This is a genomic window from Rhodopirellula sp. JB055 (assembly GCF_043100905.1).
Taxonomy (GTDB): Bacteria; Planctomycetota; Planctomycetia; order Pirellulales; family Pirellulaceae; genus Rhodopirellula.
On the sequence record NZ_JBICHO010000120.1, the window covers coordinates 1 to 12,420 of the forward strand.

Annotated in this window: 12 protein-coding genes; 7 read left to right on the forward strand and 5 right to left on the reverse strand. The window is 57.1% G+C overall.

Annotated elements, in window-relative coordinates:
• Positions 1-157 precede the first annotated feature (157 nt).
• On the reverse strand, positions 158-406 hold the full coding sequence (gene yacG / locus ACF8AM_RS04855) for a DNA gyrase inhibitor YacG (RefSeq protein ID WP_392554549.1): 249 nt from the start codon (positions 404-406) through the stop codon (positions 158-160).
• Between the two features lie 324 nt (positions 407-730).
• Here yacG and ACF8AM_RS04860 point away from each other — a divergent pair, with 324 nt between their 5' ends.
• Entirely contained in the window at positions 731-1,924 is a 1,194-nt protein-coding gene (locus ACF8AM_RS04860; RefSeq protein WP_392554550.1) for a TIGR02281 family clan AA aspartic protease, read from the forward strand.
• A 104-nt stretch (positions 1,925-2,028) separates the two neighbouring features.
• On the opposite strand, the gene ACF8AM_RS04865 is transcribed toward ACF8AM_RS04860, so the two are convergent.
• Entirely contained in the window at positions 2,029-2,877 is an 849-nt protein-coding gene (locus ACF8AM_RS04865) for an OmpA family protein (protein WP_392554551.1), read from the reverse strand.
• Between the two features lie 78 nt (positions 2,878-2,955).
• Entirely contained in the window at positions 2,956-3,657 is a 702-nt protein-coding gene (locus ACF8AM_RS04870) for an HAD family hydrolase (protein ID WP_392554552.1), read from the reverse strand.
• A 45-nt stretch (positions 3,658-3,702) separates the two neighbouring features.
• Between ACF8AM_RS04870 and ubiE the strand changes: the two genes are divergently transcribed.
• From ubiE to mqnE, 4 genes are all read left to right on the forward strand, one after another.
• A complete protein-coding gene (gene ubiE / locus ACF8AM_RS04875; protein ID WP_392554553.1) occupies positions 3,703-4,578 on the forward strand; it encodes a bifunctional demethylmenaquinone methyltransferase/2-methoxy-6-polyprenyl-1,4-benzoquinol methylase UbiE in 876 nt (291 codons plus the stop codon).
• Complete coding sequence (locus tag ACF8AM_RS04880) at positions 4,575-5,243, forward strand: UbiX family flavin prenyltransferase (protein WP_392554554.1); 669 nt, start codon at positions 4,575-4,577, stop codon at positions 5,241-5,243. Before ubiE ends, ACF8AM_RS04880 begins: the two co-directional genes overlap by 4 nt.
• Before the next feature lie 14 nt (positions 5,244-5,257).
• On the forward strand, positions 5,258-6,178 hold the full coding sequence (locus ACF8AM_RS04885) for a UbiA-like polyprenyltransferase (RefSeq protein ID WP_392554555.1): 921 nt from the start codon (positions 5,258-5,260) through the stop codon (positions 6,176-6,178).
• A gap of 63 nt (positions 6,179-6,241) precedes the next feature.
• Positions 6,242-7,405, forward strand: a complete 1,164-nt coding sequence (gene mqnE / locus ACF8AM_RS04890; RefSeq protein WP_392554556.1) for an aminofutalosine synthase MqnE — start codon at positions 6,242-6,244, stop codon at positions 7,403-7,405.
• A gap of 525 nt (positions 7,406-7,930) precedes the next feature.
• Here mqnE and dapA read toward each other — a convergent pair.
• Both dapA and ACF8AM_RS04900 read right to left on the reverse strand, forming a co-directional pair.
• Positions 7,931-8,857: a 4-hydroxy-tetrahydrodipicolinate synthase gene (dapA, locus tag ACF8AM_RS04895; RefSeq protein WP_392554557.1), complete on the reverse strand. Its 927-nt coding sequence runs from the start codon at positions 8,855-8,857 to the stop codon at positions 7,931-7,933.
• Positions 8,858-9,221: 364 nt separating this feature from the next.
• Complete coding sequence (locus ACF8AM_RS04900) at positions 9,222-9,854, reverse strand: response regulator transcription factor (protein WP_047816200.1); 633 nt, start codon at positions 9,852-9,854, stop codon at positions 9,222-9,224.
• Positions 9,855-11,059: 1,205 nt separating this feature from the next.
• On the opposite strand from ACF8AM_RS04900, the gene ACF8AM_RS04905 reads away from it, so the two are divergent.
• Positions 11,060-12,166 (forward strand): DUF4261 domain-containing protein, encoded by a 1,107-nt coding sequence (locus ACF8AM_RS04905; protein ID WP_392554558.1) that lies wholly within the window; start codon positions 11,060-11,062, stop codon positions 12,164-12,166.
• Between the two features lie 127 nt (positions 12,167-12,293).
• On the forward strand, positions 12,294-12,420 hold a 127-nt coding region (locus tag ACF8AM_RS04910; protein ID WP_392554559.1), incomplete at its 3' end, for a hypothetical protein.

Genomic DNA, 12,420 nt, shown 5'->3' on the forward strand with positions numbered 1-12,420 from the left:
TGTGTTTGGCTGGAGACATAAAAAAAGGAACCTTCCCCCGGGGGAAAGGTTCGCGATCCCGAATTGTCGGCCAGTTTGATTGAAAAGTCCAGTCCCAAGAGCCGCTGGATTCGCAATCAAGCGTTCCGACATCAATGCAACGTGGTTGCAAGTGGCACTAATCTTCCAATCGATACGATCGTTCACCATGCCGTTCGGGTCGCGACTGTGTTGGATCGCGGTCGTCCAAGTATTCCACCGGCGTGTCGCCCGGATCACCTTCGTGCGGCAACCCAATCTCTTCGTTCATCCAGCGTCCCAGATCGATCAACTGGCAACGTTTGGAACAAAACGGCATCGCAGGCGTCTCATCCGATAGAAAACGACGACTGCACGTGGGGCAATTGACTTGGACGGGCGGTTGCATGAAAGGGTCCTCACTCGATCGGATTGGTCATTCTGAAGCGGAGCTTTCGACTCGCACGCGAAGCGATTCAACGGAAAGCGACTCCTTCCGCAGGAGGGCTTGCTACAATCGACAGCGGCACTCCGAAACCAAAGCAGCGTGGTGCAAACACGACACCAAGATTTGCACGCGTTTCGATGGACCAGGCTTTCACGAAGCTCCAATCCACAACTCCGCCGCACCGCCATCGTCAACCAAACTGGCTTCCTCACGTCCTTTCGTCAAGCTCGTCCGATGCAATCCAAATGCCATCGCCTTCGCAGCCACATGCTGAGCCACCCAACAATGGCCTTCCGTTCGATGGGCCGCCCCTCAACGGGCTGTCAATCGAAGCGTCCCTCTCCACCAAGCCCGCCGCTCGGGTTGGTCGCGGTGACCGGTTTGCTGGCCACGCTATCCCTTCTGACATTGGCCGCGAAACCACTTTCTGCCAATGACGACACCGCCAAGCAACCTCCGTCTGACGCACCGCAGGTGCCCCGCTACTCCGCCAGCGTGGAAGCGAAGGCAGAGAAGATCTTGCAAGCGGCGGGCCTGCGTTGCAGCGGCAAATCGCTCATTGCAAACGAGTCCGCGGAAATCGCCCGTTCGATGACCGCTCTTTCCAAACAGCGACGCGAATTGACCCTGGAGCAAAAAGAACTGAACGGTTTGCTCATGCAGGTCCAGCAAATCAATGAACAGATTCGCAATCTCGAAAGCCAAGACGGGGAACTGAATCTGCAATTGGCTCGTGTCGCTGGCAACGACGTCGCGTCCAACAACCGGATCGTCGCCTTGATCAACGCCAACCGAACTCGCGTGGGTCAATTGCGATCTCAACGAACCGACACACAAGAGCTCGCCAACGATCAACGCTCAAACCTGAACTCGAAAGAGGCCGCTTACGCCGAAGCCGTATTTCAAATTCGCCAAGACTTGAACTCGCTGCGCCAGACAATTGCCCAGACACTCAAAGACCCCAAAGTCAAAATTGCAGTTCAGGTGATGAACGCGAATCAAGGCATTCCAGCGTCCATCTCAGCAGAGGATATCTTGCAAACGATCGAGCTTCGACTGGCGAAGATCGAACAAGAAGTCTTCTCGGAATCCATCCCGCTGGAAATTGAACGCAACGGTTCGTTGTACGTCACCGTCAGCGTCAACAACCATCCCGTTCGCATGGTCGTCGATAGTGGCGCGACCTTGGTGACGCTGCCATCGGAAACGGCCAAGGAACTCAAAATTGAAATCCCAACGGATGCTCCGCTGCTGCGATTGGTCATGGCGAGCGGTGACGAAATCTCTGCCAAACGAGTCCAACTCGACTCGGTCCGTGTCGGGCAATTCGAAGCCAAAAATGTATCCTGTGCGATCCTCGACCCGATCGCGTCCCGAGCCGATCCAATGCTGGGGATGAGCTATCTGGGCGAATTTAAATTTGAAATTGACGCGACCCAAAAAAGCCTGAGCATGTTGCGAGTTGAGACTTCACCCTGACTCACTCCGATTCAGCTCGACGCGAAACGAGCTGCCGCAAAAGCAATCGAAGCCGAACGAGCAGTCATCAGCGCCGCTCAAGTCAACTGGAGCGAGACTGCTTCTCAGAACGACTCGGGGTAAATCACCAACTCGATGCGACGATTCGCAGCTCGCCCAGCGGGAGTCGCGTTGTCTTGACGAGGATTATTGGATCCCTGGGCGACTGTGAACAACTGCTGAGCCGGCATGCCGCTTCGGCGAGTCAACCAATCCAACACCGCACTGGTTTGGGCCGACGTGAGTTGGTGAGCACTGCCAGCCGCTCCACCGTAAACGGGTGCGTTGTCGGTGTAGCCTTCAATTCCAATTCGCTGGCGAGGAAACACGGATCGAATCTGAGCCGCCGTGGGATCCAAGATCGATCCAGCAGAGGGCTGAAGCTGGCCAGTTCCCTGAGCGAACAGTTGATCGCTCGGCAAAATAACCCGCAAGACTTCACCGTCTTGTTCGACTTTCAAGTTCCCCAAGTTCAAACGCCCAGCCATCTGGTTGAGGTTCGTGTTGGCTCGGATCGTTGCACCGCCCCGCATTTGAGCAGACGCCTGAAAGCTTCGTGCCTGAGTCTGGGCATCTTGGGCGGCGATGCGAGCCGACTCGTATTGCTGCGTCGTGTCCGACAACTGCTTTCGGACCAGGTTCAACTCATCACGATAAACCTGAGCCTGCTGTTCGCTCTGGGCCAATTGAGTCGTGAGCTGGCGGTTGTTGTCGTCCAACAACTGCACGCGTCGATTCAATTCCGCCACTTGAGCTTGAATGCCATTCACGGCCGTTGTGGTCGGCGGCGGTTGCCAAACGGAGGTCCCGCCACCGGCTAAGTACGGGTTTTGCGAGCAGCCCATCGCAACGCAGGCCCACAGAAGTGTGACCGCGAGGAAAGCCGAATCGGAGCGTTGACGGAGAACGTTCATGGCAGGGACGTTACGAAACGAAACCCATTGTTCACAACACCGATTCGAAATGACTTGCGAAAAAATTCGCGGATTCGCTCAAGCCAACTGGTGACCTGGCGAAAGCTCGTCATCCACCAGAAACCGAACGACTCGTTCGGTGTTCGACAGATCATCGAGCAGCATCGTGGGCTTCAACGGTTCGAGTTGCTGACGCGAAAATTCGCCGGTGCTGACCGCCAGCGTTTTTGCCCCGATCGCTTGCCCACACATCACGTCCGCAGGGGTGTCGCCGATCACGATGGTTTGCTGGTGAGCGTCGCCATGCCGCCGAGCCACCCAAGACGCAGCCCGCCGAGCCATGTCATCGCGATGCACGTCCAGGTCGCCTCCGATGATCCAGCGAACCCATCGCCGGATCTCAAAATATTCCAGTTTCTGGGTTGCCGTCTCGGGAAAATTCCCGGTCATGACAGCAACGTCCAAATTGGGCACCGACTGCAACGATTTCAGCAGCGGCACCACACCGGGCAACAACGTCCCACCCGAGCGATTCAGTTCGGCACCAAACAGCCCCCCATAGCGGCGGCGCAACCGGCCGCAATTCGCAACCGTTGGTGAAACCCTGTTCCGCTGCAACAACTCCATCATCAAACTGCGGTCCGTGCGGCCCGAAAACGAAATGTCCGTGTCCGGATTTTCGATTGAAAATTCTTGTTCAATCGCCCGCCGAAGCGCTCGATTCCCACCACCGGCGGTCGTCAAAAGCGTCCCGTCGATGTCAAATAGCAGCACTCGCACGAAACCACTTTCCCCTTCCTTCTCGTTGCCTTTCTAAGTTGTCGCATGAGTGTCCCAAACGCAGACCGGTCCCACCAGTCCAATGCTTCGGCGAATGAGTCAGCGAGCCCCTCGACAATGGTCGATGGATTGGACAAAAGCGGCGAACGCGTCCGCGAAATGTTCCGGCAAATCGCGCCGCGGTACGACGTGATGAACCACCTGCTGTCGTTGAACATCGACAAATGGTGGCGACGCAAAGCCGTCCAATCGCTGAACATCCAAGGCGACGCCCCCATTTTGGACCTGTGCTGCGGCACCGGCGACCTGGCGATCGCGATCGCCGATGCGGCCGGCCCGGGCACTCAAGTCGTCGGCAGCGATTTCTGTCACGCAATGTTGGAAATCGCTCGCGACAAAGAAGCCGCTCGGATTCGCGACGCCGCGGGCGGATCGGGTCGCCAAACGATCCCGTTCCTGGAAGCCGACTCCATGGCTCTTCCCTTTGAAGACAACTCGTTCCAATGTGTGACAGTCGCCTTCGGTTTGCGAAACATTGCCGACACCGACCAAGGCCTCTCCGAAATGGCTCGCGTTTGCCAACCCGGCGGGCAAGTCCTCGTGCTGGAATTCTCTCAGCCGACGCTGCCAGTCCTGAAGCAGACCTACAGCTTTTACTTTCGCCATGTCCTACCGCGGATCGGCCAGTGGATGGCTCGCAACGACAAATCCGCGTACGAATACCTTCCTGAATCCGTTGGCAAATTTCCCTGCGGCGAAGCTCTCGCCAAACGGATGCGTGACATCGGTTTGCAAAACGTCACGTTTCGACCGCTGACACTGGGCGTTGCGACGATCTACGTCGGTGAGAAACCAAGCGGACAAACCTCGCACGCGGAAATGGCGACTGAGCGAGAAAACGAAGCTTTGGTGACGACATGATCGACGGCCCCACACGTCGGCGACGAATCGTCCTGGCAATCACGGGAGCTTCCGGCGCACCGATCGCCATCCGGTTGCTGCAAGTCATGCGGCGGGATCCGAATGTCGAGGTGCATCTGACGATTAGCCCCAGTGGCGCTGCGGTGCTGCATCAAGAGATGGGGCTGCAATTGAACCTGCGTGCTGTCAACCTGAATGATCTGCTCGGCTGCGTCCCGGCTTGGGCCAGTGAACCCGCTCCGGAGTTCACCCCGATCGATCCCAGCGGCGATGACCGCCTGCACTACCACCAACACGATGACTACATGACGCCCATCGCCAGCGGATCCTTTCTAACCGACGCGATGGTGCTGTGCCCGTGCAGTGGCAGCACTCTGTCCGGCGTGGCTCGATCGGCAGCTTCGAACCTGGTCCAGCGTGCCGCCGAGGTGCACTTGAAAGAACATCGCAAATTGGTCGTCGTGCCCCGAGAAACTCCCATGAGCGTTCTGCAAATCGAGAACATGCATCGGCTCGCAGCCGCTGGCGCAGTGATCTTGCCAGCCATGCCGGGCTGGTACCACGATGTCCAGCGGCTGGAGGATTTGGTCGACTTCGTCGTCGCCCGCATCATGGACCAAATCGGCTTGGACAATGCCTTGATCCAACGCTGGAAGGACGCCTGAGGGGAGCGATCACCATGGCAAGACTCAATGATTGGCTGGGCCTGATCCGCTTCTCGCACACGATCTTTGCGCTCCCGTTTGCAATCCTGGCTGCGTTCCTTGCTTGGGCGACTCCGCTGCCCTCAGCAACCGACACAGTCGCCTACCCGCATGTCCGCGCGCAAGACATTCTCGGCATTCTGCTGTGCATGGTCCTGGCTCGCAGCGCCGCGATGGCGTTCAACCGCTGGGTCGACCGCCGGATCGATGCCGCGAATCCTCGCACCGCGACCCGGCACATTCCTGCGGGAGTCCTGTCGGCTCATGCGGTGCTAACGTTCACGATCTTGTGCGGGGTGGGCTTCGTCGCCGCCACGCTGTTGTTCCTGCCCAATCGATTGCCGCTGCTGGCGGCCGTGCCCGTGCTGCTGTTTTTGTGCGGCTACTCCCTCGCGAAACGCTTCACCTCTTCGGCGCACCTTTGGCTGGGCGTGGCACTCAGCCTTTCGCCAATTTGCGTTTGGGCAGCCATCCGCGGGGAGATCACCCTTCAGTTCCCATCCGATTTCTGGGTCCCAGGCTGGCTGGCCGTCGCGGTCGCATTCTGGGTCGCCGGATTTGACATCATCTACTCTTGCCAAGACGCTGAGTTCGACTCCGCCGAAGGCCTGCACAGCGTTCCGTCTCGCCGTGGCGTTTCCGGCGCGTTGCGGGTTGCGGCGGTCTCCCATGTCGCGATGATTTTGGCGTTGGGGCTTCTCGCCTGGACCGGCAGTTCCTCCGGACTGGGCGGCGTCTTCATTGCCGCCGTGCTGCTGACCGCTGGCTTGGTTGTTCACCAGCACCGGCTGGTTTCACCAGACGACCTGTCTCGCGTCAACCAAGCCTTTTTTCATACCAATGCGGTCGTTAGTCTGATTTTGATGACCGCCGGAGTGATTGACTGCTTCGTTTAGCGGTTGATCTATCAGCGTTTCCATCGACTCATTCTCGAATCGCCTTTCTCTCGAATTTTCACCATGCAAGCCAACGAACGAGACGCCCGTTTTCGCGAAATTCGTGACAAGGTCGAATCTGAACAACGTCTGTCAATGGAAGACGGCCTGTTCCTTTACGATCCCGAAGTGTCGATCCAACAAGTCGGCGAATTGGCCAACCTCGTTCGCGAACGAAAAAACGGCAACGTTGGCTACTACAACATCAACACGCACCTCAACCCAACCAACGTGTGCGTTTATCGGTGCCGTTTCTGTGCGTTCCGCAAGGATCTTCGCGACGAGAACGGCTATGCAATGACCGACGAACAAATCTTGCACCGAGGCGCCGAAGCGACGGCCAACGGATGCACCGAGATGCACATCGTCGGCGGACTGCACCACCAACGAAAGTACGAGTGGTATCGCGATATCATCTCGTTGCTGAAAGAAAACTACCCCAAGATTCACCTAAAAGCCTGGACCGCAGTCGAGATCGATTGGTTCCGATTCCAAACCAAGAAATCTTTCGAATGGGTGCTCGACGACATGCGTTCGGCAGGACTGGGCAGCATGCCCGGCGGTGGTGCCGAGATCTTCCATCCCGAGGTCCGCGACCAACTTTGCGAACACAAAGCCAACACGCCCGCGTGGCTGGAAATTCACCGCACGGCTCACCGGATCGGCCTGAAAACCAACTGCACGATGCTCTATGGCCACGTCGAAAAGGCCTTCCACCGAATCGATCACTTGATGCGCCTGCGTGAACTGCAGGACAAAACCAACGGGTTCCAAGTCTTCATTCCACTGGCATTTCACCCTGACAACACGAAGCTGTCGGATCTGAAAAAACCATCCGGATTGATGGACCTGCGGACGATGGCGATCAGCCGTCTGATGCTGGACAACATCCAGCACATCAAGGCGTACTGGATCATGCTTGGGATCGAAACAGCGCAGACCGCGCTGGCTTACGGGGCGGACGACATCGACGGAACCGTCCGTCATGAACTGATCTACCACGACGCGGGTGCGAAGACGCCCGAATTCATGTCCGTCGATCAAATCCAAGATCTGATTCGCGAGGCCGGCCGGGACCCGATCGAACGCGACACGACGTACAACCGCGTGATCCGGGACGAGAACGATTTCACCGTCTGGCAATCCGGCGAAAGCGTCGATGCCCCAACCGAACTCGCCGGCGCCTGACGGCAACCGCGACGCGCCCGCTTTCCCCAACGAGGCCGTGCGACCTTCGAAGCATGCAGGTAGGAATGATTGGGTTGAAGGGCGTCTGGCCCGTGAATGCGTGCTGGATTTGCAAATCCAACCGCGGAGCGGTGACAGATGGTAGCCTCGGGTTTCAACCCGAGGTCTCGTGAGCCAACATCAAAACAGACAAGCCGCGGAGCGGCGGCAGGTGTTCGCAACGCATTCCCGGATGCCGTCGCTCCGCGACTTGGGGGACATGTTGTGGTGTTGGTGACCTTGGGTTGAAACCCAAGGCTTTCGGAGGTCGTCGCTCCGCGACTGGTGAGCGTGCCCCGTGAATGCGTGCTGGACTTGCAAATCCAACCGCGGAGCGGTGGCCGCTGGTAGCCTCGTGCCGTTTGGTGCCATCCACCATCCATGAATTCGGTTGCCCGCCCCTGCGAGCGCACGAAAAATGCGGCCTCCGGTCTGGACGCCGCACTCGTTTGTTCCGTGGTTTCGCGTCAGGCTCGCTCAGACTGCTCACGCACCACTGGTTTGCAGTTGCTCGGTGATGGCGGATTCCATGCCGAACTTCGTCAGGGTTTCTTGAAGGGTCGCCCGGTCCGCGTCGTCCAAAGGAACCATCGGCAAACGCATTTCGCCGGTGTCGCGTCCCACCATCTGCATCGCTGCTTTGACAGGAATCGGGTTGGTTGCCAGCCCCAACATTTTGCTGCACAGCGAGTACAAACGATGATGCAGTTCAGCGGCCTTGGTGTAGTCGCCCGCGGCAGCCGTTTGGACCAACTCCAACATCACCGACGGCACCAAGTTGCCTGCGACCGAGATCACGCCTTCTGCGCCGACGCTCATCATTGGCAAGGTCAGCGAATCATCGCCCGACAAAACGGTCAGGTTGGTCGCACCCAAAATCGCGGTGCATTGATCCAACGAACCAGTCGCCTCTTTGACCATCGTGATGCCCGGCAGTTCAGCCAAGCGGACAATCGTGTCGACTTCGATATTCTTCGCCGAGCGACCTGGGATGTTGTAAACGCAGACGGGAATGTCAACGGCTTCGGCGACCGCGCGAAAGTGCTGGTACATGCCCTCTTGCGTCGGCTTGTTGTAATAGGGAGCCACCTGCAGAGTTGCGTCGGCGCCTTCGGAAGCGGCGCGGCGAGTCAAACGCAATGCCTCAGCGGTGCTGTTGCTTCCCGTCCCTGCCATGACCTTCACGCGACCAGCCACATGCTGAATCGTGAACGAGATCACGCGTTCGTGTTCGTCGTGAGTCAACGTGGGTGACTCACCTGTCGTTCCGCAGGGCACAAGGCACGTCACGCCTGCATCGATTTGAAAATCGATTTGTTCGGCCAAACGTTTCTCGTCGACTTGTCCATCGCGAAAGGGGGTCACAATGGCGGTAGACAGACCAGCGAAATCGCTGCCTTTTCTAGGAGACATCAAACACGTCCGGAGCAGAAGTCAAAAAGAGGTACATAGAACGAGCAAGCAGTTTAACGTTTTCTCAGAACATTTCACGGGCCAAAATGACGCTGAATGGAACCACTTCGCTTCCCGCGATCCCATCCACAAACAACCTGCCTCAAGCCAGGAATCCACGACGGGATTGACTCATTCGTGAAAGCCGCCCAAGCACGGTGGGACGAGGAAGCACTCAACTCGTCCATTAGCAGACACATTCGCAGGTCAGAAGTTCGGCAGCAGAAATTCGCGGCGCCGAATTGCGATAGGTCTCAAGAATTCTCAGGCCGTCCCAATCCAAACTGGAAGAGGACGACCGCATCTCAAAGGAATAACAGCGTGATCAAACCAAGTTCTTGCGAACGGCCCAAACAGCGGCTTGCGTCCGATCCGAAACGCCGAGCTTACGCAGAATGTGCTGCACGTGCTCTTTGACGGTCTCGTAACTGATGCCCAACATCTTGGCGATCTCTTTGTTGGTCAGACCCAACGCCATTTGACGAAGCACTTCGCTTTCACGCTGTGTCAACGGCACGTCGATGTCTTGATTCATGCGAGGAGTCGCCAAGGCACCGGTGACGCGGCGAAGTTCTTCGCGTGTCCAGGATTGCTGACCATCAAAGGCCAAGTTCAAGGCTTCGATCAATCGCTCGACGGGAGCCGTCTTCAGGATGTAGCCACAGGCGCCGAGAGCGACGGCACGAGCAACATAGGTCGGGTTGTCGTAACCCGAGAACAACAAAATCGGCAGATCGGGGTGGTCGAGCTTGATACGCCCGAGGGTGTTCAGACCATCACCACCTTCCATCCGGATGTCGAGCAACACGGCATCGAGAGGGGTGCTGGAGACAATCTCCAGAGCGTCGGCAGCCTTGTCAGCTTGCGCGACCACTTCGATCCCAGTCCCTTCGAGGGCCGAGAGTGTCCCCAACCGAGAGACTTCGTGGTCGTCGACGATCAGTAAGCGTTTTGACATCTGTAATTTCCATTCGGAGAAGAGGTATGAGCGGGAGCCGTGTTCGGCTGCTGGGCAATTGAAATCGGATGAAACGGTTTGTAACTCAATCAACTAGCGGCGAAAACCGGGATAGTTGACATGTGATCCATTGGTCCATCGACTTTGCACCGCACGATCCTTTGCACGTTTAAACCTTACCTTATTAACACCGGGAGGCCAGTGACGGACCGGTCATTCGAGCGATGTCATTTCAGCACACGCCGTGCCGGAAACTGGCATTGCAAGCAAAATCGGGGGTTCTACCCCATCCTCTCGGTCGGAAGAAACATTTGGTAAATCAAGCGACGCTCAATTTTACCCCCCTCTTCATTCGGAAAGGACGCCTCCTTAACAGGGTGCTTTTAATAGCCCGGTGTCACAAGACTGGTAAACTTAGTGCTTGGATCGATGCATCAAAAATCAATTCCCATGAATGTTCAATTTAAAATCGTGTCCGCCGACGAAGGGCAAACTGCCCCGCCACCTTGGGCAATTGGCGGACAGCAGGTTTTACGCGGCCCCCGCCGCCAGGGATCGTTCACACATCGTTTTTTGCACATTTGCGAAGACTGCCAACGATGTATCGACTTGATAACAATACTCCATTTATTTGTTTTGCTTCAGATGTCGGGCTTAAAAATTTGACTTCCCTCCTGCTCGGTCTGAAGCCCCCATGCGATTCAATTTTATTCTATTGATTGCGCCCCGCCGCAGGAAAGAATCTTAGTCTCCACCTCGGGGGGCAAGCAAAATTGTTTTTTTATTACGTTCGATGTTTAATGGGTACTCAAGTAACTTTGCCAGCAAATAAAGGCTGTGATCTCCCCTCGGATGTTCTCTCCACCGCAATCGGGCAGACGCCATCGTGCCATCCGTCGGAAATGCAGAAAAAACTTCGGTCGATTTCATTTTTTTGCTCGAAACGACGACAAATGTCTCACAATGCGACGACATTCGCGTCCTGAGACCCCAATCGGGCGCCCCCCATCCTAGCAGACCGCGAACGGCTCGACAGGCATATCGCATGACCGCATCAACTGGGTGGTTTCCCCGTGAGAGCGAACGTACCGTTCGGGCACGCCTCGGGCGTCTCAATCGACGCACGGTGTGCAGGGGTCGTGAGACCGAACCAATGCGGGTAAACTCCGCGGTTTGAACCCCACCGGAATCGGAGACTTGGATTGATGGCGAAAGGATTGTTCACCCAGGGCATGTGCGTGCTATTGCGCCGTCCGCTCGAGATGGACGAAATCCAATCGCGCCTGAAACGCTTCGAACTGGTCGGACGCCAGGAATCGCTCGACGACGAAGATTCGCCCGAAACGTTGATTTACGAGTTTCGCCCGGAAGTCGGCGGCCACTTGCTGGTCACCCCCTCGTCGATCCCCTGGCCCGATGACATGGGCGATCCCGATGAATCCCCCGAGCGATTTGTTGCGTGGTCACTGGGCCAGTTCGGACCGCTCGCTTTCCCTGGGTGCCTCTCACGGGCCTGCGACCAAACGCGGCACTGGGACGACATGCCGGACATTCAGTCCGAGCACACGTGCCACATCCGTTTGTTGATCAGCTATGTACTGGGGACCGAAGAAGAGGAGGACGAGGACGACGATGACCTGCCTCTGGTTCCAGAAGACTACGAAGCGATTGATGAATTGCATTTTCTGACGAAAGCAGTGGCTGCGATTCTCGAATCTCCCGATGCGATTTGCTACTTCAATCCAGGCGGCGAAGTCCTTTGCGATGAGAACGTTCTTCGCCAAGGCCTGAATCACGCATGGAACCTCGAGTTGCCTCCGCTGGACATGTGGACCAACGTCCGGGTGTACGTCGATGACAACCGATTCGCGATCATGGACACGGTGGGCAATGGCCAGTTTGACTTGCCGGACATGGAAGCCGTGTTCCCACTCTCGGAATACGTCGCTGAAGACGTGGAGCGATTCCTCCGCCACGCTTCCTTGTATCTGTTAGCGGGCGACGAAGATGTGACGACGGGCGACACCGCCGATGGACCTGGCGGGCAAACCTGGTTGGCGATGGAATGCGATCAATCGCTGTCGGATCCGCCCCGCCCGACCATCCGCTGGATCCCGGAAGACGGCAGCAACCTTCCAGAACACCTCTTGGACCCCGGAACGATCGACGAAGACCTTTCGCCGCTCGATGACGAGATTGACGAAGCCTTCTTGGACGACCATGAATTCGGCTCCGGTGGGTTCGACCCCAGCGGCACAGAATACCTGGACTCCGATCCGTTCGACCCCGACAAACCTGACGACGAAGATTGAGCGAAGCGATGCTTCTGGCACTTTCGCGAAAAGGCTGTCTGCGGTAAACGTCGTCCTTGGCGGACCAACCCTCATTCCAATTCATTCCCGCTTGATCGCGATCCCTTTTTGAACCGCAGCGCAATCCATGTCCAACACAATTGTCATCTTTGGTGCCAGTGGCGACCTGACCAGCCGAAAATTGATTCCCGCGCTTTTCCGGCTCTTCTCTCGCGGCCGACTGCCTGAATCGACTCGCATCGTGGGCGTCTCGC

Coding starts and splice junctions, on each gene's coding strand:
- yacG (WP_392554549.1), bottom strand. CDS start 406: ATGCAACCGCCCGTCCAAGTCAATTGCCCCACGTGCAGTCGTCGTTTT.
- ACF8AM_RS04860 (WP_392554550.1), top strand. CDS start 731: ATGGCCTTCCGTTCGATGGGCCGCCCCTCAACGGGCTGTCAATCGAAG.
- ACF8AM_RS04865 (WP_392554551.1), bottom strand. CDS start 2,877: ATGAACGTTCTCCGTCAACGCTCCGATTCGGCTTTCCTCGCGGTCACA.
- ubiE (WP_392554553.1), top strand. CDS start 3,703: ATGAGTGTCCCAAACGCAGACCGGTCCCACCAGTCCAATGCTTCGGCG.
- ACF8AM_RS04880 (WP_392554554.1), top strand. CDS start 4,575: ATGATCGACGGCCCCACACGTCGGCGACGAATCGTCCTGGCAATCACG.
- ACF8AM_RS04885 (WP_392554555.1), top strand. CDS start 5,258: ATGGCAAGACTCAATGATTGGCTGGGCCTGATCCGCTTCTCGCACACG.
- mqnE (WP_392554556.1), top strand. CDS start 6,242: ATGCAAGCCAACGAACGAGACGCCCGTTTTCGCGAAATTCGTGACAAG.
- dapA (WP_392554557.1), bottom strand. CDS start 8,857: ATGTCTCCTAGAAAAGGCAGCGATTTCGCTGGTCTGTCTACCGCCATT.
- ACF8AM_RS04900 (WP_047816200.1), bottom strand. CDS start 9,854: ATGTCAAAACGCTTACTGATCGTCGACGACCACGAAGTCTCTCGGTTG.
- ACF8AM_RS04905 (WP_392554558.1), top strand. CDS start 11,060: ATGGCGAAAGGATTGTTCACCCAGGGCATGTGCGTGCTATTGCGCCGT.